Source organism: Pseudomonas sp. p106 (assembly GCF_003936645.1).
Lineage (GTDB): Bacteria > Pseudomonadota > Gammaproteobacteria > Pseudomonadales > Pseudomonadaceae > Aquipseudomonas > Aquipseudomonas putida_E.
Map to the genome: position 1 here is coordinate 340,343 of NZ_RHQR01000002.1, position 22,782 is coordinate 363,124.

At 61.8% G+C, this 22,782-nt stretch carries 38 protein-coding genes; 37 read left to right on the forward strand and 1 reads right to left on the reverse strand.

From position 1 onward, the window contains the following. Positions 1-55: 55 nt before the first annotated feature. From EGJ09_RS04145 to EGJ09_RS04195, 11 genes are read left to right on the forward strand one after another with little or no spacing between them, the layout of a single operon-like run. Entirely contained in the window at positions 56-376 is a 321-nt protein-coding gene (locus tag EGJ09_RS04145) for a hypothetical protein (RefSeq protein WP_125923296.1), read from the forward strand. After that, positions 373-663: a hypothetical protein gene (locus EGJ09_RS04150; protein ID WP_125923297.1), complete on the forward strand. Its 291-nt coding sequence runs from the start codon at positions 373-375 to the stop codon at positions 661-663. The genes EGJ09_RS04145 and EGJ09_RS04150 overlap by 4 nt, the downstream gene beginning before the upstream one ends. Beyond that, on the forward strand, positions 660-1,403 hold the full coding sequence (locus EGJ09_RS04155; protein WP_125923298.1) for a phage antirepressor: 744 nt from the start codon (positions 660-662) through the stop codon (positions 1,401-1,403). Before EGJ09_RS04150 ends, EGJ09_RS04155 begins: the two co-directional genes overlap by 4 nt. Continuing rightward, a complete protein-coding gene (locus tag EGJ09_RS04160; RefSeq protein ID WP_125923299.1) occupies positions 1,400-1,963 on the forward strand; it encodes a hypothetical protein in 564 nt (187 codons plus the stop codon). Before EGJ09_RS04155 ends, EGJ09_RS04160 begins: the two co-directional genes overlap by 4 nt. Then, positions 1,960-2,190, forward strand: a complete 231-nt coding sequence (locus EGJ09_RS04165) for a hypothetical protein (protein WP_125923300.1) — start codon at positions 1,960-1,962, stop codon at positions 2,188-2,190. Before EGJ09_RS04160 ends, EGJ09_RS04165 begins: the two co-directional genes overlap by 4 nt. Further along, entirely contained in the window at positions 2,187-2,981 is a 795-nt protein-coding gene (locus tag EGJ09_RS04170) for a hypothetical protein (protein ID WP_125923301.1), read from the forward strand. The genes EGJ09_RS04165 and EGJ09_RS04170 overlap by 4 nt, the downstream gene beginning before the upstream one ends. Beyond that, complete coding sequence (locus tag EGJ09_RS04175) at positions 2,978-3,760, forward strand: ATP-binding protein (RefSeq protein ID WP_125923302.1); 783 nt, start codon at positions 2,978-2,980, stop codon at positions 3,758-3,760. The genes EGJ09_RS04170 and EGJ09_RS04175 overlap by 4 nt, the downstream gene beginning before the upstream one ends. Further along, a complete protein-coding gene (locus tag EGJ09_RS04180; RefSeq protein ID WP_125923303.1) occupies positions 3,757-5,139 on the forward strand; it encodes a DnaB-like helicase C-terminal domain-containing protein in 1,383 nt (460 codons plus the stop codon). Before EGJ09_RS04175 ends, EGJ09_RS04180 begins: the two co-directional genes overlap by 4 nt. Next, positions 5,126-5,632, forward strand: a complete 507-nt coding sequence (locus tag EGJ09_RS04185) for a hypothetical protein (protein ID WP_125923304.1) — start codon at positions 5,126-5,128, stop codon at positions 5,630-5,632. Before EGJ09_RS04180 ends, EGJ09_RS04185 begins: the two co-directional genes overlap by 14 nt. Beyond that, entirely contained in the window at positions 5,629-5,916 is a 288-nt protein-coding gene (locus EGJ09_RS04190) for a hypothetical protein (RefSeq protein ID WP_125923305.1), read from the forward strand. Before EGJ09_RS04185 ends, EGJ09_RS04190 begins: the two co-directional genes overlap by 4 nt. After that, the gene (locus EGJ09_RS04195; RefSeq protein WP_125923306.1) at positions 5,913-6,302 is read left to right on the forward strand and encodes an antiterminator Q family protein; all 390 of its coding nucleotides are present in this window, start codon (positions 5,913-5,915) and stop codon (positions 6,300-6,302) included. Before EGJ09_RS04190 ends, EGJ09_RS04195 begins: the two co-directional genes overlap by 4 nt. Before the next feature lie 104 nt (positions 6,303-6,406). Here EGJ09_RS04195 and EGJ09_RS04200 read toward each other — a convergent pair whose 3' ends face one another. Next, positions 6,407-6,733: a hypothetical protein gene (locus EGJ09_RS04200; protein ID WP_125923307.1), complete on the reverse strand. Its 327-nt coding sequence runs from the start codon at positions 6,731-6,733 to the stop codon at positions 6,407-6,409. A gap of 161 nt (positions 6,734-6,894) precedes the next feature. Here EGJ09_RS04200 and EGJ09_RS04205 point away from each other — a divergent pair, with 161 nt between their 5' ends. The 26 genes from EGJ09_RS04205 (at position 6,895) to EGJ09_RS04325 (ending at position 22,765) form a co-directional block, all read left to right on the forward strand. Next, positions 6,895-7,227: a phage holin, lambda family gene (locus tag EGJ09_RS04205; protein WP_046786657.1), complete on the forward strand. Its 333-nt coding sequence runs from the start codon at positions 6,895-6,897 to the stop codon at positions 7,225-7,227. A 49-nt stretch (positions 7,228-7,276) separates the two neighbouring features. Continuing rightward, positions 7,277-7,474: a hypothetical protein gene (locus tag EGJ09_RS04210; protein ID WP_125923308.1), complete on the forward strand. Its 198-nt coding sequence runs from the start codon at positions 7,277-7,279 to the stop codon at positions 7,472-7,474. A gap of 3 nt (positions 7,475-7,477) precedes the next feature. Continuing rightward, positions 7,478-7,708, forward strand: coding sequence for a hypothetical protein (locus EGJ09_RS04215; RefSeq protein WP_125923309.1), 231 nt, complete (start codon positions 7,478-7,480; stop codon positions 7,706-7,708). Positions 7,709-7,746: 38 nt separating this feature from the next. Continuing rightward, entirely contained in the window at positions 7,747-7,953 is a 207-nt protein-coding gene (locus EGJ09_RS04220) for a hypothetical protein (protein WP_125923310.1), read from the forward strand. Then, positions 7,953-8,111, forward strand: a complete 159-nt coding sequence (locus tag EGJ09_RS26530; protein ID WP_177433145.1) for a hypothetical protein — start codon at positions 7,953-7,955, stop codon at positions 8,109-8,111. The genes EGJ09_RS04220 and EGJ09_RS26530 overlap by 1 nt, the downstream gene beginning before the upstream one ends. Continuing rightward, complete coding sequence (locus EGJ09_RS04225) at positions 8,111-8,437, forward strand: HNH endonuclease (protein WP_125923311.1); 327 nt, start codon at positions 8,111-8,113, stop codon at positions 8,435-8,437. Before EGJ09_RS26530 ends, EGJ09_RS04225 begins: the two co-directional genes overlap by 1 nt. A 130-nt stretch (positions 8,438-8,567) precedes the next feature. Beyond that, complete coding sequence (locus EGJ09_RS04230) at positions 8,568-9,026, forward strand: phage terminase small subunit P27 family (RefSeq protein ID WP_177433146.1); 459 nt, start codon at positions 8,568-8,570, stop codon at positions 9,024-9,026. Further along, on the forward strand, positions 8,980-10,779 hold the full coding sequence (locus EGJ09_RS04235; protein WP_125923312.1) for a terminase large subunit: 1,800 nt from the start codon (positions 8,980-8,982) through the stop codon (positions 10,777-10,779). Before EGJ09_RS04230 ends, EGJ09_RS04235 begins: the two co-directional genes overlap by 47 nt. Next, positions 10,776-10,985: a hypothetical protein gene (locus tag EGJ09_RS04240; protein WP_125923313.1), complete on the forward strand. Its 210-nt coding sequence runs from the start codon at positions 10,776-10,778 to the stop codon at positions 10,983-10,985. Before EGJ09_RS04235 ends, EGJ09_RS04240 begins: the two co-directional genes overlap by 4 nt. Then, entirely contained in the window at positions 10,985-12,196 is a 1,212-nt protein-coding gene (locus tag EGJ09_RS04245; RefSeq protein ID WP_125923314.1) for a phage portal protein, read from the forward strand. Before EGJ09_RS04240 ends, EGJ09_RS04245 begins: the two co-directional genes overlap by 1 nt. Further along, positions 12,174-12,827 (forward strand): HK97 family phage prohead protease, encoded by a 654-nt coding sequence (locus EGJ09_RS04250; protein ID WP_125923315.1) that lies wholly within the window; start codon positions 12,174-12,176, stop codon positions 12,825-12,827. Before EGJ09_RS04245 ends, EGJ09_RS04250 begins: the two co-directional genes overlap by 23 nt. 10 nt (positions 12,828-12,837) lie before the next feature. After that, positions 12,838-14,040, forward strand: coding sequence for a phage major capsid protein (locus EGJ09_RS04255; RefSeq protein WP_125923316.1), 1,203 nt, complete (start codon positions 12,838-12,840; stop codon positions 14,038-14,040). A 39-nt stretch (positions 14,041-14,079) separates the two neighbouring features. Next, entirely contained in the window at positions 14,080-14,361 is a 282-nt protein-coding gene (locus EGJ09_RS26535) for a HeH/LEM domain-containing protein (RefSeq protein WP_177433147.1), read from the forward strand. Beyond that, positions 14,354-14,671: a head-tail connector protein gene (locus EGJ09_RS04265; RefSeq protein WP_125923317.1), complete on the forward strand. Its 318-nt coding sequence runs from the start codon at positions 14,354-14,356 to the stop codon at positions 14,669-14,671. Before EGJ09_RS26535 ends, EGJ09_RS04265 begins: the two co-directional genes overlap by 8 nt. Continuing rightward, positions 14,668-14,994 carry a head-tail adaptor protein gene (locus EGJ09_RS04270; protein ID WP_125923318.1) on the forward strand — a complete coding sequence of 109 codons (327 nt, stop codon included), beginning with the start codon at positions 14,668-14,670 and terminating at the stop codon, positions 14,992-14,994. The genes EGJ09_RS04265 and EGJ09_RS04270 overlap by 4 nt, the downstream gene beginning before the upstream one ends. Before the next feature lie 8 nt (positions 14,995-15,002). Then, positions 15,003-15,182 carry a hypothetical protein gene (locus tag EGJ09_RS04275; RefSeq protein WP_125923319.1) on the forward strand — a complete coding sequence of 60 codons (180 nt, stop codon included), beginning with the start codon at positions 15,003-15,005 and terminating at the stop codon, positions 15,180-15,182. Positions 15,183-15,185: 3 nt separating this feature from the next. Next, on the forward strand, positions 15,186-15,686 hold the full coding sequence (locus tag EGJ09_RS04280; RefSeq protein WP_125923320.1) for an HK97-gp10 family putative phage morphogenesis protein: 501 nt from the start codon (positions 15,186-15,188) through the stop codon (positions 15,684-15,686). After that, complete coding sequence (locus EGJ09_RS04285; protein ID WP_125923321.1) at positions 15,679-16,065, forward strand: DUF3168 domain-containing protein; 387 nt, start codon at positions 15,679-15,681, stop codon at positions 16,063-16,065. The genes EGJ09_RS04280 and EGJ09_RS04285 overlap by 8 nt, the downstream gene beginning before the upstream one ends. Positions 16,066-16,120: 55 nt before the next feature. Beyond that, on the forward strand, positions 16,121-16,621 hold the full coding sequence (locus EGJ09_RS04290; protein ID WP_125923322.1) for a hypothetical protein: 501 nt from the start codon (positions 16,121-16,123) through the stop codon (positions 16,619-16,621). A 40-nt stretch (positions 16,622-16,661) separates the two neighbouring features. Beyond that, positions 16,662-17,006 carry a hypothetical protein gene (locus EGJ09_RS04295; RefSeq protein WP_125923323.1) on the forward strand — a complete coding sequence of 115 codons (345 nt, stop codon included), beginning with the start codon at positions 16,662-16,664 and terminating at the stop codon, positions 17,004-17,006. Beyond that, positions 17,003-17,236, forward strand: coding sequence for a hypothetical protein (locus tag EGJ09_RS04300; RefSeq protein ID WP_125923324.1), 234 nt, complete (start codon positions 17,003-17,005; stop codon positions 17,234-17,236). The genes EGJ09_RS04295 and EGJ09_RS04300 overlap by 4 nt, the downstream gene beginning before the upstream one ends. Positions 17,237-17,279: 43 nt before the next feature. After that, positions 17,280-20,546 (forward strand): phage tail tape measure protein, encoded by a 3,267-nt coding sequence (locus EGJ09_RS04305; RefSeq protein WP_125923325.1) that lies wholly within the window; start codon positions 17,280-17,282, stop codon positions 20,544-20,546. Next, complete coding sequence (locus tag EGJ09_RS04310) at positions 20,546-20,884, forward strand: phage tail protein (protein ID WP_125923326.1); 339 nt, start codon at positions 20,546-20,548, stop codon at positions 20,882-20,884. Before EGJ09_RS04305 ends, EGJ09_RS04310 begins: the two co-directional genes overlap by 1 nt. Beyond that, positions 20,881-21,630, forward strand: coding sequence for a phage minor tail protein L (locus EGJ09_RS04315; protein WP_125923327.1), 750 nt, complete (start codon positions 20,881-20,883; stop codon positions 21,628-21,630). Before EGJ09_RS04310 ends, EGJ09_RS04315 begins: the two co-directional genes overlap by 4 nt. Positions 21,631-21,632: 2 nt before the next feature. After that, a complete protein-coding gene (locus EGJ09_RS04320) occupies positions 21,633-22,388 on the forward strand; it encodes a C40 family peptidase (RefSeq protein ID WP_125923328.1) in 756 nt (251 codons plus the stop codon). Positions 22,389-22,420: 32 nt separating this feature from the next. Next, a complete protein-coding gene (locus EGJ09_RS04325; RefSeq protein ID WP_125923329.1) occupies positions 22,421-22,765 on the forward strand; it encodes a hypothetical protein in 345 nt (114 codons plus the stop codon). The last annotated feature ends 17 nt before the right edge of the window (positions 22,766-22,782 follow it).

Consider the following 22,782-nt stretch of genomic DNA (forward strand, 5'->3'; position numbering starts at 1 on the left):
CACTCGTTCGCAGCGAGTGGGTATTTCACATCACCGTGCTTTAGGGAGATGCGCTATGTCGCACCCGAAAAATACCACCGCTCCATCAGCGGCGCAACTGCCGAACCTCAACCAGATGGAATTTGGCCAGCCCAACATGGGCGACCCTGAGCTGTTCCGCATCAATGAGAACGTGCCGATGCAGGTAGGCCTGCAGTTCGCAGCAGATGTCAGCGAAGGGCTACACCAACTGACCGAACGCTTGGCGTTCTGCGTCAACTACGGCGAAGAGGTATACCTGAATGAGCTTCGCGCACTGAGCTTGCTGGCGGATACCGTGACGACCATTACCCGTAGCGCCCAATACGCTATCCAGCGCGGGGAGGTGCAGCCATGACTGCTTTGCCAACTGTTGCAGATGTCGCCGCTGAGGCCGAGTTCCAGCTTATGGTCGCCAAGGACAATCTGATCTGGCTTAGCTCCCTTGTCCGCGCTGTTCATCTTAGCCACACCCATGACCGCGGCCTTCACGCGGATAGCTTGGCCAGCCTGGCGCAGTTTCTCGACGACACCGGATTTTCCGGGGTGGACAGTGAAATCGATCGCTTCCGGCAGATCCATAAAGACCACTCCGCGCCACAAAAACCTACCCCTGCAAAACGTGGCGCGGGAGGTGCGGTATGAACCTGCCTACTACCGCCTTCACCACCATGGACACTACCGAACTGCTGGCGCTGGTCAACGAGGCCCGGGCTGCATTCGGCGAAAGCTCGGTCCGTCACAACGATTTCGTTGCGCGCTGCAAGGACGAGCTCGATGGGGAGCACTACGAAAGTTTCGTAGTGCAAAATTTGAACAATACCCAGTCCGAAGGGCTTCGTCTCACTGCAGACCAATGCAAGCTGGTCGCTATGCGCGAGTCGAAAGGCGTCCGTCGTCGCGTCTTGGCTCGCCTGAACGAGCTCGAAGGCCAGGCCGGCCGCCCTATGACCCAGGCCGAGATCACTGCCGCCAACGCTAACCACCTAGTGGCCGTCGAGCGGCAGCAGCGTGAGCAGCAGATTGCCTTGGAGCGCATCGAGCGCCGCGTCGATGACCTGAGCCAGACGATTGTCTGGGACCACTGCCCGCAGAACTGCCAGTCCCTCACTCGCATCAAGGAAACGATGCTCAAGCGGCACGGACTGTCAGGCGCGGTTGTGGATTACGTGCTCAAGGTCTGGCCCAACCAGCCTAACCCGGCCGGCATGGTCCGTAACGGTCACGAAGAAGCTCTCGGCTCGCAGTACTTGGTCTGGTCGAAAAGCCACGTCACCGCGGCCTTCCACCGCTTCGTCTCCGAATCAACGATGGTCACCGCCACCCAGGCGATCCACCCATATTTTGAGGGCCGGTTCCGCCTGGTCCAGAAGGTGCCTCAATGAGCAAGGTAATCAACAAGGCCTATTTCGAGAGCTTCTCCAATGCGGCTCTGATGCTGCTGTCCTTCGAGGCTGTGATGGATGCAATTGAGGTGGTTAGCGACGGCGCCGAGATCCGCGAATTTGACGAAACCTATGTCGGCCTGGTTGGCGCCAGCCTGGCGTTGAGTGTGCTGTTCGAACGACAGACCGGCAGTGATGCTTCGATGGTGTCGGGCGAGCACCTCGCGCAGGAGCGTCGACATTTGCTCGAGGGTGGTGAGCCGCCAACCTTCAGCATTCCGATCGTCAACACGCCGCGCGAGCCACTACGGCCCGAGGTTTTCGACCATCTGACCACTCTGCAGCTCGCCAGCGCTTCGTTCAACTATGCCGACAAGGTGTTCGAGACGATCAGCAACCACTCGCCTCATGCGCTCGAAATGGCCGAAGCCAGGGTTTCCTCCCTTGATGCTGTGACGGCGCTGCGCTCGCTCGTTCTGCGACTTGCGGGCGGGAGCATGACCGACCTGGCCAAGCATGCAGCGAAGATCACTGGTCCCTCATCGGAGACTCTCCAATGACTATGACCCCGAACCATGCCCAGGCGCTCCAGCAGTGCGGTGGCGCGACGATCATCAACGGCCCATGGCCAACCTACACCCAATTCAAGGGCCTTCCAGAGCGAGAGCGGTGGGCGCTGTACGAGCTGGCCAAGGCCGGGCGCCAGGCGATGGAAGACAGCGGCTTCGAGATGGCCGAGAGCTACGACGCCTTCGTGCGCCGCGTTTGTGAGGAGCTGCAGCTGTGAGCAAGCCAGTGAACGTGGAAAAAGCTACGCCCACGACGTTCTACGCCAAGCAGGCACCGTACAGCTCACTGAGCAATGATGTGGTGGCCATGATCATCAATCCCGATGCGCTGGCTATCTGGACCTACCTCCAGACCCGATCCAGCGACTGGAAGGTAATTGGTTCACACCTGCAAGACCGGTTCGCAATCGGTCGTGAGCGCTACTCGAAGGCCATGGCTTGTCTCAAGGAGCTGGGGCTGGTCAGCCATGAAGTCGTGCGCGAGGAGGGGTCCGGCAAGGTGCTCGGACGCCGGGTGATCGTCCACTACGAACCGAACCTACAGGTTTCCGAATATTCGGTTAACCGAAGTGTGGGTTTACCGAACTGTGGGCAAACCGACAACTACTTAATAAAGGATTCTATTACTCAATCAATAGAGAAAAAACCAACGGTCGCTGGCGCTCCCGAGCAGGTCGAATTTGATCGTTTTTGGAAGCTTTACCCGCGCAAGGTCGGCAAGGCCAGTGCCGAGAAGGTTTGGAAGAAGCTCAAAGTGGACGAATCCCTGTTCACCCGCATGTGCACCGCCCTGGCTGCTTGGAGCAAGTCTCCCGACTGGACCAAGGATGGCGGTCAGTTCATCCCGCACGCAGCTACATGGCTGAACGGCAAGCGCTGGGACGACGAGCTTCCAGCTGCTGGCGCGCATCACCAATCCCCACACCTAGACCTGGATCAGATCGACCACGAGGAAGGCCTTGAGCGCCAGCCCGATGGCTCCTACCGCATTGCGAGGCAGTACCCATGAACGACTTCATCCTGAAAACTAAGCGCGCCATCTGCGCTGATCACGGCGGCTACGACGCCAAGCTGGTGGAGCAGTTCACCGGCCCGGCGATCTGGACTGGGTGCCCGCGTTGCGAGTTTGATGCCCGTCACTCTGCTGACCCGCAGGTGCGCCAACAGGCAGTGAATCTGCTGGATAGCCGGACGACCAACGCGCTGTTGATGGCCAGCAGCGTACAGCCGCGGTTCCGAGGGTTGGGCTTCGACAGCTATCGCACTGACTTCGCCCCGGGCGAGCAGCCTGTTGTGCTGGCGCGATGCCGTGACTATGCGGAGAAGTTCGATCATAACTGGGAAGCCGGTCGCTCGCTGATCCTGCTGGGCACCATGGGGACCGGGAAAACGCACCTCGCCTCCGCGATCATCCAGGCGGTGATCCAGTCTGATGCCCTTGGCGGTGCCAATGCGCTGTACACCACCGCGTCGGACATCATCCGCAGCGTCAAGGAGACGTTCGGTAAGTCCGGCCGGAGCGAAGCAGAGGTTTACGCCGATCTGTGCAGCTACGACCTGCTGGTGGTGGATGAGGTGGGCGCCCAGCACGGTACCGACTTCGAGCGCCAGGTTATCTTCGAAGTCATCAACGGACGCTATGGTCGCAAGCTGCCCACCATCATGATCTCGAACCTGAGTCTCCCCGAGGTGCGCAAGTTCATCGGTGACCGGGTGGTTGACCGCCTGTGCGACAACGGGGGTGAAGTGCTGGTGCTACGCTGGAAGTCCGTGCGGGGTGCCGCATGAGTCGCGACCTGTTTAGCATTGAGGCCGAGCATGCGCTACTGGGCGCCCTGATGCTCGATGCCAGCCTGTATGACGATATCACCAGCAATCTGACCACCCAGGACTTCAGCGACCTGGAGAACGCTGCGCTGTATCAGTCGATTTGCAACACCCACGCTGCCGGCTACTCGGTCGACCCGGTTACGGTTGGGTCGCGGTACCCGACGCTGCCCAGCGGCGAGAGCACGATCTACTACGCCGGCACCATCGCAAAAAACACCCCTAGCACTGCCAACTGGAAGGCCTACCTGCGCACCGTGTTGGAGCGCTCAACGCTGCGTCGCGTGGTAGAGGTGGCCGAGGTGATACGGGGCAGCGTTCACGACGACAAGCCCGTTGAGGAAGTGATCGCGCTGGCGCAGCAGGCCACCGCAGATCTGCGTAACCTCGACAGCGCAGAGCCTGAGTATCACCGCATCGGCGACGTGCTGCCCGCAGTGATCGACGGCATCGACGCACGGTTCAACGGCACTGTCTCGCGTGGCCTTAGCACAGGCATACCAGATCTGGACAACATCCTGTGCGGTCTTCGACCTGGTCACATGATCGTCGTGGCCGGCCTGCCCGGGTCTGGCAAGACGATCCTCGGCCAGCAGATCGCCCAGCACATCACTGTTTCGCTGGGCCACGCTGGCCTCATGTTCAGTCTGGAAATGACCAAGGAAGAACTGGCCGCGCGGGGCATTGCTTCCCTTGGCGCCGTGAACCTGTCGCGCATCGACGCGGGTAACACCCTGCAGGATGACGACTGGCCGAAGATCACCAGCGCTGTGAGCTTGCTGAATCGCGCTAGGCTGTACGCCAACGACCAGGCCGGCATGACCATGCCTCGCATCCGCTCTATCGCTCGGCAGTGCCAGAAGCGTGAAGGGCTAGATGTGCTGGTGGTGGATTACCTGACTTTAATCGCATCCGAGGGTGGCCAGAACCGCGCTCTTGAAGTGGGCAAGATCAGCACCGCCCTCAAGAACCTGGCCAAGGAGCTCGGTGTGCCGGTGATCGTGTTGGCGCAGTTGAACCGCGGGCCTGCAAACCGCCCCGACAAGCGACCACGCCCGAGCGACCTTCGCGACTCTGGCCAGATCGAGCAGGACGCCGACGCCGTGATCCTTGTGCACCGTGACCCTGACAGCGAGGAAGGCCAGAACGGCGTCACCGAGCTGATCGTGGGCAAGTGCCGCCACGGCAAGCCTGGCACCTGCCTTGTCCAGGCCCAGGGCCAATACGTGCGCTTTGTGCCGTTCGGCGGCCGTCCGCCAAGTGACGACGAGGTCGAGATGGGCCGCGTCCTGAATTTCTCCAAGCACCGTAAGGGGAGCAAGCACCATGAAGCTTTCTAATCTCTGGCCAGGCCACAAGCCCACAGTCCGCACCCCGGCTCGCCCTGTCGTTTCTGTGGCGGTGACCAAGCGTGCTGGTGCCGGGCAGCCTGTTGCCACTGGCAATACCCCGGCGTCCATCTGCGCCCCGCGCGGGCCTGCTGAGCTGCCCGCCACCCTGGCCGAGTGCGAGGTGCTGGAGGAAGTGCTGTGCCGCGATGCCATCCGCCTGGAGTGCCAGATCGGTGTCGCCGAAGGTGTGGCCAAAGCCGAGAAGCGCTATGCCGACCCGGTGTGGTTCCACCGCGCCAAGGCCGCACTCAAGCACATCAACCGCGACCGCCAGCGCCTCATGGTGCACATGAAAGCCCTGCGCATCGAGGCTCGCCGCAGCTGTCCGGCCTGGCAGGCCCGCGACAAGGCCATCCTGCGGGAGCTCAATGCCCGGGTGCCGAAGGAGGTGTTCGACGAGTGTGTACGGGTGGTGGACGAAGACCTGGAGGTAATCCGATGAGCAACGTCACTGCGGCGCTGCCGCGCAAGAGCCTGACTGCCGTAGAGTGCAAGTTCCTCAAGGTAGGTAATCGGATGCTGCTGGAACAGAACAATGGCCGGATCGCCTCGGCAGCACTGATGGATATCGTGGCGGACTGGCATGCCTCCCGCGCCAACCAGAGCTTCGAGCAATTCGCCAAGGCCTGGATTATTCAGGGCGGAGCCAAGAACAAACACGCCTACAAGCTGCTGTGCGAGCTGTTTGGCCTGGACACCGACCCAACGCCCCGGAGGGCTGCATGAAGAAACGCACTTACGTGGACAAAGCACTGGGCGATACCGAGTACCTGCTGGAGCAATGGGGCTGGTGGCGAATGAGTGAGATGGGTGTGCCCCGGTACGTGTCGCCGCTTTACGCGCTCATGCGTGACAACGTGCCAAGTGAAGGAGGTGCCCGGCAGCATGTGATCACTGACGACCTGGCCCTGATCATCGACGGCGCGGTGGCCAGGCTGACGAAGCGCAACCAACAGATGGGTGATTTCGTATGGGGCTACTACGGGTCAAAGCACCCGGCCATGCGCGTCGGAAGGGAAGCGGGTATGTCCGAGCGCAAGGCGCGGGAGATCATCAAGGCAGGCGTTGCATGGATCGACTGCGCACTCGAGGAAATTCGAGAGGCTGCGTAAAAACCTCTATGCGGGCGGATAAACACCTGTTTTCATAGCAGCGTGTCCAGCTTGCAAGCAACGCGACACCAACGAACCCCGGCCATGCAGCCGGGGTTTTGCATTTATCCCTGACGGGTAAGTGCGGAGGGCGCGATCCCAAGCAGGTCTAACCCTTTTTCTGTCAGAACTAGGCCATGGTGATGGCCGGCTTTGCTTTTCTGGATGTAACCAGCCTGTTCAAGCCAGGCGACAGTTGGAGTGAAATATTTTTCGTCTTCCGTTTCTGGTTCCCCACCAGTTGTTGTTTCGGTAACAGGGTCAAGTGTCCCTTTCGCCGACTCCTTGAGCCTTAGCGAACCGAGGCCGACATTAGAGGGAATAGGGAACGTAGCGCCCAGATAGCTCAGCAGCTTGCTGGCAATCTCGTCGAACTTTTCGATGTTGGTCATGCTTGCTCCTTGCAAGATGAAATAGCCGCCCAGTGCGACCGCCGAAACATATCACGTTGCCATCACTCAGGGCCGGAAGGACCAGCCTCCGCCCCCATTCCAAGGGCTCGCCAACGCGGCGGGCCTTTTCTTTTTCTGCTTCCCGCAAGGGAGGAACCCGGATGTCCAACATGCCAGACAAACCAGACACCTGGGCAGTTGCCCTTGCGTGGTTGAGCCAGCATTCGCCCCTGCTGTACGCGGCCGGCCTGTCCTGCGCCATGGCCGTACTGCGAATCACCTACGGTGGTGGCACTCGCCGGCAGATGCTGGTGGAGGGAGCCATCTGCGGCGGCCTGACTCTGACAATCATCAGCGGCTTCGAGTTCTTCGGCCTGCCACAGAGCATGGCTGCCTTTGTTGGTGGGTGGGTTGGCCTCCTTGGAGTGGAAAAGGTTCGTGCGATTGCTGATCGCGTTACCGACTTCAAGCTGCCGGCCCGCAAGACTGACTGAGCCGCGCCACAAATTCTAGGTGCGCCGTTTCGTGGCGCGAGGTATCGCAATGATCACTCTGACCGACATCAACCGTCGCCAACACTTCCTGGCGCCGAACGCCATCGCGCGCGTGCAGGAGGCTGGCACCAGCTCCCAGTGGCACGGTGTCTGCGCTATCGTCCACACGTTCGATGGCCAGATGCTGGAGGTGCGCGAGCGCGCCGCCGATATCGCCCGCCAAGTCGGGATGCACCGAGAGGAGTGACCGGTGGCCAGGTCTCGAGCCCCTTACACACCCTGCAAGCTGTACGTGGACGGCGCTGACGGCATCGCGGTAGGCGACTTCATCACCACTGCTGCCGGATCTGCCTACCTGGTGCAGACGCTGCGTGTGAGCTGCACCCGGCCAGAGCGCAAGCACATGGAATGCCTGCGTTGGCCGATCGCCGAGGTGCCGCCTGATGCGCGGTGCTACCAACTGACCTGGTACAAGAGATAGCCATGATCTGCGAGTTCCAGTGTTGCAGGTGTCGATGGGTGAAGACTGAGCCAGATCCACTCCAAGTCAGCGACAACCGCTTCCTGTGCCAAGTCTGCGTCAAGAGAGAGCAGGAGCCGCCACCTGCACCGCCGCCGATGCGTGAGGGTGCGATGCCGCATCCTCATGGTGTTGGCGTGACGCTGGTGGTGCTGGTGTTCCTGATGGGCGTGGCGGTGGGAACGAAGATGGCAGGAGGTTGGTGATGGCTCGTGTGTTTGCAACGATCGTTTGCCGCCATCGCTGGTGGCTGAAGTACTACCTGACTGGTGTGTTGCTCGTGTCTTACGCGACTGGTCGCGATCCTCACCTCGGTCGTGTCATGCGATGGATTGAGCGTGGCATCGTGGTAGAGGTGCGCTGATGGCGAACAACTCCCCATGGCACCACCTCTACAACACCAAGCGCTGGTATCAACTGCGCTGGCACCAACTGCAGGCCGAGCCCCTGTGTCGTCGCTGTGCTGCACAGGGCCGAACTGTTGAGGCCCGGATCGCTGATCACGTGGTAGCGCACCGAGGCGATGAGACGTTGTTCTTCGCTGCCACCAACCTGCAGAGCCTCTGCAAGCAGTGTCACGACAGCGCCAAGCAGCGCGAGGAGAAGACTGGTGTGGTGGTCGGCTGTGACGTCAATGGGCTGCCGATCGACCCCAACCACCACTGGAACCGCCAGCGGCGCGACAGATGAGAACTGATCTCGAAAGGAGGCTGTGTAGCACGCCACAGCCCCTAGGGGAGGGTCAAAAAGTAGTCATTCTCGTCTAGCAAGACCGCCCTCGACCCTCTTTACGCAAAAAGCCAGAATTGGAGCCTTTTTTTTGAAGGGCAGAACGCCAGCTCCCACGGCCCAGAAAAAGGTCACCGGAACGTCGCGCCCGGCTCGGGAAAACAAGCGCGAACCCCAGCTCGCCGTCGCATCGTACCAGCCTCCGCCGCCGCATATGACGGCGGAGGGGCAGGCGGTGTGGAAAGTCTTCTGCCCGCTTGCGTCCTCGATGGGTGTTTTGGCCGAGGCCGATCTCCAGACCCTGGAGCGTCTATGCGAGGTCGCCGCCGAGGTGCGGCGACTGACGAACGTTATCGCAGAGGAGGGGCACACCTACACAACCGAGAACGGACTGATCAAGGCTCACCCGGCGGTGGCCATGGCGGCTGACGCTGACCGCCGCCTTCTGTCCTACCTAACCCACTTCGGCATGACACCAGCCGCACGTTCCAAGGTCCAGGCCATTGGCGAACCCCCGAGCAAAGACCCGGAAGACGAGTTCTTCAACTGAGGTCAAGAAGGTTTCCTATGAGATCGACCCTGTAACCGCCTGGGCCCAGGACGTTCAATCCGGCAAAGTGCTGGCCGGTCCGGATATCCGAAATGCGTGTGCTCGCCACCTTCGCGACCTGGAGGACGGACCAAAGCGTGGACTGGTGTGGGATATCGCGAAGGCCAGCCGAGCCATCCGGTACTTCAGCACGGTGCTCAAGCTCAACGGTGGTGAGCACGAAGGCAAGCCTTTCATTCTCCTGCCATGGCAAGCGTTCATTGTTGGCTCCATCTTCGGCTGGCTGGGCGCCGACGGCTATCGGCGATTCCGGACGGTGTACATCGAATCAGGCAAAGGCTCCGGCAAGTCGCCGCTCGCGGGCGGGATCGGGCTGTATTGCCTGACCTCAGATGACGAGCCGCGGGCGGAGGTGTATGCAGCGGCAACGAAGCGTGACCAGGCCATGATCCTGTTCCGCGATGCCGTGGCCATGGTTGATCAGTCGCCTGCCCTGAGCAAGAAGATCAAGAAGTCGGGTCGCGATGAGAAGGTCTGGAACCTTGCGTATCTCGCAACTGGCTCGTTCTTCCGGCCGATCAGTTCTGACGATGGTCAGTCTGGGCCACGACCGCATTGCGCACTGATTGATGAAGTGCACGAGCACAAGAACAACAAGACCGTCGAATTCATGCGGGCCGGCACGAAAGGGCGCCGGCAAGCGCTGATCCTGATGATCACCAACAGCGGCCATGATCGCACGTCGGTCTGCTACAGCTACCACCAGCTCGGGGTGGACGTCTGCGCGGCCGGCGCCAAGGGCGTCACGAAGCGGCATCGACACTTCAACGACAGCTTCTTCGCCTTTATCTGCTCGCTGGACAAGGGCGACGACCCGTTCAAGGACGAGAAATGCTGGGGTAAGGCGAACCCGTCACTGGGGCACACGTTCCAGCCGAAGTACCTGCGCGAGCAGGTCACCGATGCGAAAGGGATGCCTGCAAAGGCCAGCACCGTCAGGCGCCTGAACTTCTGCCAGTGGGTCGACGCAGCTAACCCGTGGGTCGAGATCGACACCTGGTTGTCGTGCTGCGCGAAGTTTGATCCGGACAAGCTGGCTGGCCAGACCTGCTTTGGCGGCCTGGACCTATCCGGCAAGCGTGACCTGACAGCACTGAACCTCTATTTCCCCGAGGCGGGGAAAGCCATCACCGAGTTCTGGACGCCGAAGGACACGTTGCTGGATCGGGCGGCGATTGATGGTGTGCCGTATGAGGTCTGGCTGCAGGATGGTCACATCCATGCGCCTCCCGGCAAGGCGATCAATTACGCCTTCGTGGCCAAGCGCCTGGGAGAACTGGCGGCCAAGTACGACATCAAGTCGGTAGCTTTCGACCCGTACCACATGACCTACCTGGAAGCCGAGTTGGAGGCACAGGGTATCGAGTTGAACCTGGTTCCCCATGGGCAGGGGTTCAGGCCGGCCCGGGATTCGAATCTGTGGATGACCCACTCAATCGACCTACTGGAGGATCTGATCCTCACCGGCAAGATCCAGGTGCTGGATAACCCATGCCTGACATGGAACGTGGCGTCGGCTGTGATGGAGGCGGACGCCCAGGAAAACAGGATCTTCTCCAAGCGCAAGAAGACAGGCCGCATCGACGGCGCTGTCGCAATGGCAATGGCCGTAGGCGCTGCCAACCAGGCCGAGACGAAGCCGGAAAAGAGCCTCTCGGATCACATAACCAAACACGGAATCAGAACCCTATGACTCCTGAACAACAGACGCCTCGTGAAGATGAGGTGTCGGGCCTCGATCGCCTGCGCGAAAGCCTGCCGGATGTGGTCGGCATGGTCGGCTTTGGCCTACTCGCGCGCGGTCTATGGGTTGGCTTTGGTGAGGCCGTAGCGCTTTCGGTGTGCGGGGTGATCCTCATGTCACTTTCGGCCTATGCCGTAATCCGGGGAGGGAGCTGATGTTTAAGGCCCTGCTTGGGAGAAAGAACAATCCGCTGGCCATCGACACGCCGGAGAAGCTGGCCCAGGCGATGGGCTCCGGCTACGAAACATCGTCAGGGCAGCGCGTGACGACCTCCAGCGCTCTGCAGCAGTTGGTGGTCTTCAACTGCGTGCGCGTGCTGGCCGAGTCGATTGGCATGCTGCCGTGCCGTCTGATGAAACAGACGGACAAGGTACGCTTGCCGGCCACCAGCCACCGGCTTTTCCCGCTGCTGACCATGGCGCCGAACGGCTACATGACCTCCCAGGAATTCTGGGAAATGCTGGTCGCCTGCCTATGTCTGCGCGGCAACTTCTACGCCTACAAGGTCGAGGCCCTCGGCAATGTCGTCGAGCTGCTCCCACTCAATCCCGACATTGTCCAGCCGAAGCTGAACGACGACTGGACGGTTGAGTACAAGGTCGACTTCAAGAGCGGGCAGAAGACCCTAACGCAAAAAGAGATCTGGCACGTCCGTCTGTTCACGCTGGATGGTCTGAATGGTCTGAACCCGATCGCCTACGCCCGTCAGACTCTTGGCCTGGGCCAGGCGATGGACGCTCACGCCGGCAAGCTGTTCACCAACGGCGCGGTAACCAGCGGCGTGCTGCGCACCGAGCAAACCCTGACCGACGAGGCGTTCGCCAGGCTGAAGGAAGAGTTCCAAGGCGAGCATATGGGGGCGGCGAACGCCTATAAGCCCATGATTCTGGAGATGGGGCTGGACTGGAAGCCGATCAGCTTGAACGCCCAGGACGCCCAGTTCATCGAGTCCAAGCGCATGACCGAGGCGCAGCTTTGCGGCCTCTTCCGCGTGCCGCCGCACCTGGTGGCGAACATGGAGAAGATGACGCTCAACAACGTTGAGCAGATGGGCATGAACTTCGTGAACTACTCACTGGTGCCGATCATCACGCGCGTGGAGCACCGGATACGGGTCGGCCTGCTCAGTGAGAAAGATCGCCTCACCCACTACGCCAAGTTCAACGCTGGCGCCTTGATGCGCGGCGACCTCAAGGGGCGCTACGACTCCTACGGCAAGGGCATTCAGTGGGGGATCCTGAGCCCGAACGACTGCCGAGAGTTGGAAGACGAGAACCCTCGCGAAGGCGGCGACATTTACCTGACCCCAATGAACATGACGACCAAACCAGAGGCTGACGACGATGCAGACAAAGCAGCGCCTTGACCTGCCATTGACCATCAAGTCGGTCAGCGACAGCGGCGAGTTCGAGGGCTACGGCTCGGTGTTCGGTGTCGAGGACAGCTACGGCGACGTGGTTGTCCGCGGGGCCTTCGCTGCGAGCCTGGCCAAATGGAAGGAGAAGGGCCGGCTACCGGCGATGCTCTGGCAGCACAACATGAGCGAGCCGATCGGCGTCTACACCGAGATGCGCGAGGACGACGTCGGCCTGTATGTGAAAGGCCAGCTGCTTACTGAGGCCGATCCACTGGCCAAGCGGGCGCACGGCCACATGAAGGCCGGCAGCCTGACCGGCATGTCGATCGGCTACATGCTCGATGACTACGAGTACGACAAGGAGAAGGGCATTTGGCTGCTGAAGGCAATCGACCTGTGGGAAGTCTCCCTGGTCACCTTCCCGGCCAACGATGAGGCCCGGATCACCGATGTGAAATCTCTGCTGGCTCGCGGCGAGACCCCGCCGCCCAGCAAAGTGGAGCGGGCCCTGCGAGAGGTAGGGTTTTCCGGCTCCCAAGCCAAGGCCTTCATGGCCAAAGGCTACGGCGCAGTTTCACCGCGAGAGGCGGGTGCCGAAGAAGCACTTCAATCCCTGAAATCCCTTTTGGACAAAATGTAAGGAGCCTCTCATGGCTGTTGAAAAGAAAGACATCGAAGACGTTGCCGAGGCTCTCGGCGCAAAGTTCGAAGAATTCAAAAAGAGCAACGACAAGCGCATCGACGGCCTGGAAGCCGAGAAGGGCAAGCTCTCCGGACAGGTCGACACCCTGAACGAAAAGCTGGGCGAGCTCGACGAGCTCAAGACCTCGCTCGAGCAGGAGCTGGCCGCGCTGAAACGTCCGGACGGCACCGGCACCAAGGCCGCCAGCGAGCACAAGACTGCCTTCATGCAGTTCGTTCGCAAGGGCATCGATACCGGCCTGGGTGACCTGCAGGCCAAGGCGCTGCAGATCGGCAATGACGCTGACGGCGGCTACGCCGTACCTGAAGAACTGGACCGGAGCATCATCGAGCTGCTGAAAGACACCTCGCCAATGCGCCAGGTGTGCAACCAGATCACTGTCGGCACGCCCGACTACAAACGTTTGGTCAGCTTGGGCGGCGCTGGTTCCGGATGGGTCGGTGAAACTGCGGCCCGTCCAGCAACGGGCACCCCGACCATGGGCCAGATCTCGGCATTCATGGGCGAGATCTACGCCAACCCCCAGGCCACCCAGACCAGCCTCGACGATATCTTCTTCAATGCTGAGGCCTGGCTGAATGCCGAGGTCGCCCGCGAATTCACGGAGAAGGAGGGCGCTGCCTTCACCAGTGGCGACGGCGTGAACAAGCCCAAAGGCTTCCTGGCCTACGACCTGGTGCTGGACGACGACAAAACCCGCGCGTTCGGCAAGCTACAGAAGCTGATTTCCGGTACCGCCGGCGCTTTCAATGGCGACAAGATCATCGACTTGATCCACTCGCTGAAAGCCGGGTACCGCGCCAATGCCCGCTTCATGATGACCAACCTGACCGTGGCCTATGTCCGCAAGCTGAAGGACAGCCAGGGCAACTACCTCTGGCGCCCTGGCCTGGAGGCGGACAAGCCTTCCACCCTGCTGGGCTATGGCATCGTTGAAAACGAGGATGTGCCGGACGTGGCGGCCGACGCCAACGCGATCTCGTTCGGCGACTTCCAGCGCGGCTACACCATCGTGGATCGCATCGGCACCCGTGTCCTGCGCGACCCCTACACCAACAAGCCATACGTTGGCTTCTACACCACCAAGCGCGTCGGCGGCATGCTCGTCGACTCCCAGGCGATCAAGGTTCTGACCCTGAGCGCTGCCTGATCGAGCGGGCGCCTTCGGGCGCCCGCTCCTGGAGGATTTATGCCGATCATTTCCGTGAAGAAGGCGTTTCCGTTCGCTGTGGATGGTAACCAGGTGGTGGAGATCCAGGTGGGCGAGCAGGATGTTTCTGACCGATGCGCGCTGGTGGCAGTCGAGCATCTGGGCGTGGCCGAGTATCTCGACGGCTCCGGACGGCCTGAAAGCAATCCGCTGCAGATGAATGTTCCTGAGCTCAAAGAATGGCTCACGGCGAAGGGGATCGAGTTCGATAAGGGCGCAAAGAAGGAAGACCTGCAGAAGCTGGTGCCGACCAATGATTGATCTCGGCACCGTCAAGGCTCACTTGCGAGTCGATGGTGATGACGAAGACAGCCTGATCCAGGGCTACACCGACGCTGCCCTAAGCACCTTCGAGCTGTGGACGAACCGCAAGCTGATCGCAGAGGGCGAGCCGCTGCCTGACCCCATCGGCAACGCCTTGTCCTTCCGCAAGTCGATCCAGCAGGGGGCGCTTTTGCTGATCGGTCATTGGTACGCCACCCGGGAAGCGGTCGCAGTGGGCACCATTGCGACGGAGATGCCCATGGCTACCCAGGCCCTGTGGAAGCCACATCGCTGGGTGAACATATGAGGGCCGGACCGTTGCGGCACCGCTGCCGCCTGAGTAAGTACGAGCGCGTGCAGAACGACACCGGCGGCTACGACCAGGTATGGGTACCAGCCGGTGAGCTCTGGACTGAGATCACCATTCCCACCGGCCGCACACAGCCAGTTGCTGAGCGCCTGGAGGCGACCGTCAGTGCCGAGATTCGCATCAGGCCACGATCTGGCATTGCTGTCGGCTGGCGCCTTACCGAGAAAAGCACCGGCATGACCTACAAGGTCGAGGCGATGCTGCCCAACAACGAACGGGACATGCTGCGCCTGCTGTGCTCCAGCGTCCCAAACCCATGAGGTGAACCATGAAAATTAAAGCACTGGGCCCGCTCACCGGCGCCTGTGGCGAGCGCGAGAAGGGTGAGGTCTTCGAGGTGAAGAAGGAATACGCCGAGGGGCTGATCGCCCGCGGCTACGCGGTGGAGTACACCGAGTCGTCTGCCTCGACCGAAAAACCAGCAAAGGCCGGCCAGGCCAAGGAGTGATACATGGCCCGGCGCTCCAGCATTCGCGGCGATATCCGGCTGCGCCGAACGCTGCGCAACATCCACAAGACGATGGATAACGAGCTGCAGCCGGCGATGCTGAAGGCGGCGAACCGGATCTTGGAGACCCAGCGGCAGTTGATCCCCAAAGACACCGGGGCGGCCGCCGCCGCGCTGAGGGTTTACGTCTCACCCAGTGGACTGGATGCCCAGATCGGCATCCGCGGCAAGCGGGACAACCGGAAGTTCTACTACCTGCGCTTCATCGAGTACGGGACCAAGGGTTATCTCGGCGGTAAGCGCGCCGGGAACCGCAATCGCAAGGCCACCAACAAGAGCGACGGCACGCACTTCTTCGGCAAGTACCCAGACATTCCAGCCAGGCCCGCCCACCCCTGGCTGCGGCCGTCGATGCACGTCAACCGGGAGTACGTCATGGCTGACATCGAGGCAGCGGTGCGCCGCACGCTGCGAAAGGCAAGCCAGGGGGTAGGCAATGGCTGATCCATCGCTTGCCCTGCAGAAGGCGATCTTCGCCAGGCTCCAGGCTGAGGTCAGCTGCCCGATCTACGACGGTGCGCCGATGAATGCGGATATGCCATACGTCTCCATAGACCGAGAAGTCTCTGTCAACAGCAGCCCGATCTCGGGCAGGAAGCGCCAAACGCGCCTGCTGTATCTGTCGGTCTGGTCCGATGCTGTGGGCCAGGCAGAGGTCAAACGCATCAATGGCGAGGTCATCGCGGCCCTGGACGAGCGTCGCCTGCCGCTGGAAGTCGGTCGGGCTGTCTCCGTCCGGGTCGAGCAAGCCGACGCCCAGCGCGATGCCGACGGCATCACCTATCAGGGTTCGATCACTGTCCGCGTGATCACCACCCACTGAAACACTTACCAGCCGCGCCGCGGCTTTTATCCAATGTGCCTTTGGAGGATCCCCCATGGCCGAAGACAACCTCAACACAGCCGCCGGCTGCCGCCTTGCCATTGGCGGCAAGACCGGTGCAGGCACCCTCACCGAGTACGAAGCCGACACCTATGTTCAGGTGGGTGAGATCGAAGACTTGGGCGAGTTTGGCGATACCTTCAGCGCCGTTAACTTCACTGCGCTGAGCGATGGCCGTGTGCGCAAGTACAAGGGCACAGCCGACGCCGGCAACATGACCCTGACCGTGGGCCTGGACAGCGGCGATACCGGCCAGAAGGCCGTGTCGGTAGCGCACAAGGACCGCTCCAAGGGCAACTACAACGTCAAGGTTACGCTCAACGACGGCGACCCGGACGCGGCCACTCCGATTCTGCCAACCACTTTCTATTTCGGTGTGAAGGTGATGAACAACACGGTTGCCCCTGGTGCGACCGACAACGTCGTGCGCCGCAACATGACGTTTGCGATCAACACCGACATCATCGAGATCCCAGCCGGCCCGGCTGTCCCGTGATCAACGGGGCTGAGCCCCGTTCTTTTCTGCGAGAAATCCAATGAGCGAAGCCTTACACGGCACCGTCACGCTGGTGCTCGGCGCCCGCAGCTACACCCTGAAACCCACGCTCGATGCGGCGCTACGAATCGAGGCCCGCTTCGGCGGTCTGCGCGCCGCGTTGGAGTCCATGCGGATCATGAGCATCGCTGCCTGTGCTGACATTGTGATCGCCGGCGCCGATCTGAAGCCTGAACAACATCCAGTGATCGCTGGCGAAGTCTTCCACACCGGCGTGGCCAAGGTGTCGGGCCTGCTGACCGAGTACATCACCGTCCTGCTCAACCCGGTACCGCCGAGCGTGGCCGCCAGGGGAAAGGACGAGGCGGCCAGCACAGCGCAGTGAAAAACGGCAGCTACGTCGACTATTTGTTCGGCGTGGCCACCGGCTGGCTCGGCTGGCCGCCCGACACTGCGTGGCACACCCCCATCCCGCAGATCATGCTCGCGCTCGATGCTCGGCTCGACTGGACGGGGCGCGGGCAGGCGCATGGGCAGGCTCAGGCCTCGCCGCAGAAGCGTGAAAGCGTCGCGGACAAGTTGAAGAGCTTCCTGCGAGGGCGGCCCAAACAGTAGATAGCGTGCCGCCTACGGGCGGTTTATGTGCTTGGAGATTTGCATGGCCGACCAACAAGTCCAGGGGATGCTGGTCCAGATCGAGGCCACAACGGCGCAGTTGCGTCGGGAACTGGCCAGCGCAGACCAGGTAGTCGCACGTACTACCCAGTCGATCGACCAAAACCTCGCTCAGGTCGACTCGGCGTTCGACAGCGCAGGAGGGGCTGCCGAGAAAGCTGGTGTGCTAATGCGCGGCGCCTTTGCCGCCGTCGCAGGTGCTGGCTTGATTGGCGGCATCATCCAGCAGGTAGACGCCTATGGTCAGATGTCCGACCGCATGAAGGCCGCCGCCGGCAGCGCTGGTGAGTACCAGACGGTGCAGGAGCATCTGCTCCGGACCGCTCAGGAAACCTACCGGCCACTGGCTGAGGCGCAAGAGCTGTACATCCGCACCGCAGACGTGATGCGCAGCCTGGGCTTCAATACCCAGCAGACTCTCGACATCACCGACAGCTTCAGCTTCCTGCTGGTGACCAACGCGGCTGCTGCCGACAAGGCCGGCTCCGCTCTTGATGCCTATTCCAAGGCTCTGCAGACCGGCAAAGTCGAGGCCGATGGCTGGGTGTCCATTCAGGACGCCATGCCCACCATCGTCACAGCGATCGCGACCGCCACCGGCAAGAGCGCCGAGGAAATCCGCAAACTGGGCGTAGAGGGCAAGCTTTCGCTCGACGACATTAATACCGGCCTGCTGCGGACCGTCGAGGTGAACCGCAAGGCAGCGGCCGATATGTCCACCAGCGTGCAGGATGCGATGGTGAAAATCAGCAACGCCGTCCAAACCTTCCTGGGTGGCATGGAAGAGCAGACCGGCGCCGTTGCTGGCCTGTCGAGTGTGCTGATCACCTTGGCCGACAACGTCGATCTGGTGGCCGTGGCCATGGCTGGCGCTGGTGTTGCGGCGCTGACCAACTATGTCGCGAAGTCGGGATTGGCTGCGAAAGCCGCGCTGGCGGACCGAGCGGCGCGTATCGCCCAGGCCGAGGCCGTGCTGCAGGCTGCACTCGCCGACCAGCGTAAGGCCGAAACCGCGACTATCCTGGCGGCCCGCGAGGCAGCTGCTGCGCGCGGCACGGCGGTACAGACGCAGATGTCGATTCAACTGGCCCAAGCCCGCCAGCGCGAAGCGGCGGCCACCGCCGCAGTAGTAACCGCCCAGGCTGGTCTTCGCACCGTGAGTGCCGGCCTGCTCGGCATCTTGGGCGGGCCGATGGGTCTGGCGTTACTGGCCGGCACGGCGGCGGCCAGCTTCCTCCTGCTGAGCAACAACGCCGATCAGGCAGGGGTCAGCCTGGAGGATCTGCGCAAGCCCGTGGCCCAGCTGCGGGAGGAGTTCGCAAAGCTCAACAAGGACCAGCGGGAAGCATCGTTGGTCAAGTGGCAGCAGGAGCAGGTCACTGCAGCCGACAAGGTCAAGGACGCTTACGGTGACCTCGCTCAGTCCATTCGTTCGAGCGTGGTCACGGCGCCGGCGCGTGACTCGGGCGGCCAATACAACCGGCAGCTGGCCGAATACCAGGGTCTGATCGACCGTCTCAACGAAGCGCGTTCGGCAGGGCAGGGACTGTCGCCTGTGCTGCAGGAAGTCGGTAACCGTCTGCAATTGCCAGCCTCCACCGTACAGCAGTGGATTACGCAGGCCGGCGCCGTGAGCGATGCCGATCAGCGATCTGGTCTGATTGCCGAGACGCTGCGGGTGCTCACCGGGGTGACCGAACAAAACACGTCGGCCACCCAGGCGAACAACGCTGCGAAGGCCGGCATGAGCTCGGCGGGCCAGACCTACCTGGAGACGCTGCAAAAGCAACTGGCAGGCCTGCAGGACAATGGCGATGCGACCAAGATCGCCAACCGCTACCTGGCCGAGAACGCTGACCTTACCGAGACGGACCGCCAGGCAATCCTGTCGGCAGCCAGTGCAATTGAGGCGCAGAAGAAGGCCAACAAGGATGCGACCGATGGCAGCAAGGATCGCACGAAGGCGCTGAATGACGAGATCAAGGCTCTCGATGCGATCATCGACCGCGCGCTACCGGAGAAGAAACGACTCGAGGATCTGGCGGAGGGCGTGCAGGGGCTGCGCAAGGCCCAGGCTGCCGGCAAGATCACCGCGGCCGAGATGGAGCTCGGCATCAAGAACCTCAACACGGCCTACGCCGACCCTGTCCTGCAGAAACGCGCTGAGGAAGAGAGGAAGCTTGCAGAAGTGCGCCGCAACAGCGCCGAGGCCTATCGCAAGGCGATGGAAGTGGTATTGCAGACACGGCAGGAGGCGATCAGCGCGGACGTGGCCGGTGTCGGCATGGGCGACGACCAGCGCGAAGAGGCTGACCGACTGAATGCGGTGCGGCAGAAGTACGCCGAGGCACGCCGTCAGCTGGAGGAACAGCAGGAAGACGTGTCACGTCGCCTCAGCCAGGACGCCTACCAGCAGCGGCTGGCCGACTTGGCCGACTACCAGGCGCGTGAGCTGCAGATGGAGGTCGACGGCTTCGAGGCCAGGCTGCAGGCGCAGCGCGACTACCGCAACGGTGCCAAACGCGCATGGGCCAACATCCAGGCTGATGCGGCGAACGTGGCCGGCGCAACCGACGACATGCTCACCACCGGTTTCAACTCTGCTCGCGATGCTGTGGCCGAGTTCGCCATGACAGGGAAAGCCAACTTCAAGGACTTCGCCACCAGTGTGATCTCGGACATGGCCAGGATTGCAAGCCAGCAGGCCGCGAGTTCGCTGTTGAGTGGTTTGGTGGGGCTAGGGGTGTCTGCAGCATCGAAATACTTTGGCGGCGGCTCATCTTCGCTGGGTTCGACCCAGGCGGGTTACAGCTCGCAATACATGGACAACTGGTCAGGCCCAGCCCAAGCCAAAGGTGGCGCATGGAGTGGTGGTGTGCAGATGTTCGCTAAGGGTGGCGCTTTCACCAACAGCATTCTCAGCAAACCAACCGCGTTCGGACTTGCCGGCGGCGGTACCGGAATCATGGGTGAGGCCGGCCCGGAGGCAATCATGCCGCTGGCGCGCGGGGCGGATGGCTCGCTCGGCGTGCAGATGGTCGGCGGAGCGGGAGGTGGCTCGACCGTTGTTCAGGTCAGCGTGCCGGTGGCCGTGACGTTGGAAGATCGGAGCTCTGATGGAATGGAGCTGGATAGCACAGCCCTGCAGCAGAACATCCAGCAACAGATGCAAGGTGTGGCTGAGCGGGCTATTGCCGCGTCTTGGCGCGCCGGCGGCATGAGCTATCGAAACAGCAACGGGAGACGCTGATGGCGATCGAAACTTTCACCTGGACACCGGACGATGAGGCCAGCGGCGACAGCACCCTACGCACCAGAAAATCGCAATTCGGCGACGGCTACGTCCAGGTATCCAGCGATGGATTGAACGGCGAATCGGACAGCTGGGCGCTTTCATTCGGCGGGCTGGCCGATGAGATTGAGCCGGCTATCGCGTTCATACGTCGCCATCGAGGCGCCAAGTCCTTCCTCTGGACCAATCCTGAAGGCGTGCTTGGCATGTACCGCTGCGAGACCTTTCGGCAGCAGCGCAAGCCGGGAGGTGTGGTGATGCTGACGGCAACCTTTGAGAGAGCGTTCCACCCATGAGTTTGATCACACAGCTGCAGAAACTGGAGCCGGGCGCGGAGATCCTTCTGTTTGAACTGGACGGTTCGGACTTCGGGGCGGACACGCTCCGGTTTCACGGACATGCAATCCCGCATTCGCCCGAGGAGTTGGCCGCCGCTGGCGCGAACGCCGACCAGCTTCCGGCCAAGTCGATCTGGTGGCAGGGCAACGAGTACGGTGCCTGGCCTATGCAGATAGATGGCATTGAAGCGAACTCGGACGGTACGGCAGTGCGACCCACGCTGACCGTAGGCAACGTCAACGGCAGGATTACGGCGTTGTGCCTGGCCTTCGAAAACCTGCTCGAGTTCAAGCTGACCATGCGCCACACCATGGCGCGCTATTTGGACTCGGCAAATTTCCCCGCCGGTAACCCGGAAGCTGACCCGAGTGAGGAGGCGATCGAGGTCTGGTACATCGATCAGAAGGTGTCCGAGAACGGCACCACGGTCGCTTGGGAGCTTGCCAGCCCTGGCGATGTCGGCGGCGAGACCATTGGCCGGCAGATGACCCAGCTATGCCACTGGGCGATGACCGCGGGCTACCGGGGCCCGAACTGCGGTTATACCGGCCCGTATTTCGACCTCGACGGAAACCCCACGGACGACCCGGCCAAGGACCAGTGTAATGGCTGCCTGGACTCGGGCTGCACAGTTCGCTTTGGCCAGGGCAACCAGTTGCCCTTCGGGGGCTTCCCGGCCGTTTCCCTGATCGCACGGAGCTGACCATGCGCAAACACATCCTCGCCGCCGTGCAAGCGCACGCCGCGGCAGAGTATCCGCGCGAGTGCTGCGGGTTGATCATCGCCGTGGGCCGCTCCCAGCGGTACCTACCGTGCGACAACACTGCGACCGATCCGGCCGAGGAGTTCCGCATCTCGCCGAAGCAGTACGCTGCGGCCGAAGATCAGGGCGAGGTGATCGGCATTGTGCACTCGCATCCGGACGCGACCAGCAGGCCTTCGCCGCGCGACCTCGCGATGTGCGAGGCAACGGGATTGCCCTGGTACATCCTGTCGTGGCCCGAGGGGGACCTGCGCACCGTCACCCCGACCGGTCACACCCCGCTGCTGGGTCGGCCCTTCGTGCACGGCGCCTGGGACTGCTGGCAGGTCTGCGCCGACTGGTACAAGCGCGAGTGGGGCTTGGAGTTCCCGGCTTACGCCAGGGAGGAGGGATGGTGGGAGCAGGCAGACGGCCCCAGCCTTTACGAGCAGGCCTATGAGGCTGCGGGCTTCTACCAGGTGAGCCAGCCGGAGCGTGGCGACATGATCGTCATGGCCGTGGGGCGTACCGCCCACCCCAACCACGCGGGCATATACCTAGGCGCCGACGCGCAGTTGCCGGGTGAGGATGGCCAAGTCTTCGGCCTAGGCCCATTCATGCTGCACCACCTGCTGGGGCGGCCATCAGAAATTGTCGTATTTGGCGGGCCCTGGCTCGACAGGACGCGCCTGGTGTTGCGTCACCGCGACGCCAAGTGATGGTACATTCCCGGTTTTCAGGGAGGGATCACATGCGAATTTTGATCGGGGCGGTGGGGCTGGTGTTGCTGGCGGGGTGCGTGACGACCGCAGATTTGGAAGGTAACGATCCTTCGATTAGCGCGGTAACGAAGAAAGACCCCAAACAGTATGCGTTGTGCGTTTTCCCTAAGTGGCAGGCTGCCAGGACTGAGTCCTCAATGGTGGAGACCGAAAACGGCTACCGCCTATGGGTTTCAAATAGCAGCATGGCAGACGAGCTTCTTGATATCACCAGAACCTCGACTGGCAGTTCAGTAGCTCTTAGGCAGCGCATGCCTTGGTCGGCCATGCCGGGTCGTTCCGCTGTGGAACGCGCCGTCCGGTCATGTCTTTGATAGATCACCACAAAACC